General features: G+C 62.2%; 2 protein-coding genes. One reads left to right on the top strand and one right to left on the bottom strand.

Annotated features, from left to right (window positions below; translation table 11 throughout):
• Positions 1–151: 151 nt before the first annotated feature.
• On the top strand, positions 152–868 hold the full coding sequence (locus tag A2I95_RS39580; protein ID WP_291737826.1) for an SIMPL domain-containing protein: 717 nt from the start codon (positions 152–154) through the stop codon (positions 866–868).
• Positions 869–931: 63 nt separating this feature from the next.
• Here A2I95_RS39580 and A2I95_RS39575 read toward each other — a convergent pair.
• The coding region (locus A2I95_RS39575; RefSeq protein ID WP_291737825.1) for a PLP-dependent transferase at positions 932–1239 on the bottom strand (308 nt) is incomplete at its 5' end.

Below are 1239 nucleotides of genomic sequence, written 5' to 3'. Positions count from 1 at the left end.
ATACTGCCCGGGGCCGCCTGACGCGCCCGGTGTTTTGCCGCGGACCTTAAAGCAGGAACCTGCCGAGTTAAAGGAAAAGACGTCTGCCAGGACTTGCAGGCGGCAGTTTGCCATCCCCATCTAGAAGTCATTGCAAAAGGAGCTTTTCCGTATGAAGGCAAAGAAAATTCTGGCAGCCGCGCTGATGCTGTCGATGAGCGCCGGTACCCTGGCAGCAAGCGAGGCCACGGCGTTGCGTCAGATCACCGTAAACGGCGAAAGCATGCTGCAAGTGGCGCCGGAACTGGCGACCATCACCCTGGGCGTCACCGAAGAGGCCGAGGAAGCGGCGATGGCAATGGCGGCTGTGTCCGAGGCAATGGGCGCTGTGATTGCACGGCTTAAGGACGGCGGCATTGCTGCTGCGGACATGCAGACCCGGCAGATTTCCATGCATCCGGTCTGGTCGCAGGACCGCTCCTATGACAGCGGCGGACGGCGCGAGATCACCGGTTTCCAGGCGTCGAACACGCTGATGGTGCGGGTGCGCGGCCTGGACCGGCTTGGTCCGGTGCTGGATACGGTGCTGACGGCGGGCGCCAATCAGTTCCAGGGGCCGAGCTTTGGTGTGGAGGACCCTTCGGCGGTCACCGACCAAATCCGCGGGGAGGCCGTCAAGGACGCCATCCGCAAGGCGCAGCAGCTGGCCGAGGCTGCCGGCATGGAACTGGGACCGGTGCGCTCGATCAATGAGCGCGGCGGCGGCGGACGTCCCATGATGGCGATGGAAATGGCCCGCAGCGATGCGATGCCCATTGAAGCCGGGGAACTGACTTTCAGCCACAATGTCTCGGTTGTCTTCGATATGACTGTGCCAGGCAGCGAGTAACCTGCGGCAACAAGAAAGGCCGGGCAGGACGCCCGGCCTTTCTGCTGAATTGCTGTTGGCGCCTCAGCCGCAGGTTTTGTCCAGCGCCTGGTCCAGATCGCGGATCAGGTCGTCTGCATCCTCGATTCCGATGGAAACGCGCACTACATTCGGACCTGCGCCTGCTGCTTCCTGCTGCTCGGGCGACAGCTGCCGGTGGGTGGTGGAGGCAGAGTGGATGATCAGCGAACGGGTGTCGCCGAGGTTGGCCACATGGCTGAAGATCTCCAGAGAATCCACCAGTTTGATGCAGGCCTCGTAACCGCCTTTGACGGCAAAGGTGAACAAACCACCAGTGCCCTTGGGATAGCAAGCCTGGGCGCGCTCATAAT

This window comes from Leisingera sp. F5, assembly GCF_001593695.1.
Note: the sequence above shows the minus strand (reverse complement) of the source record. Positions and strands in the feature narration are given on the sequence as shown.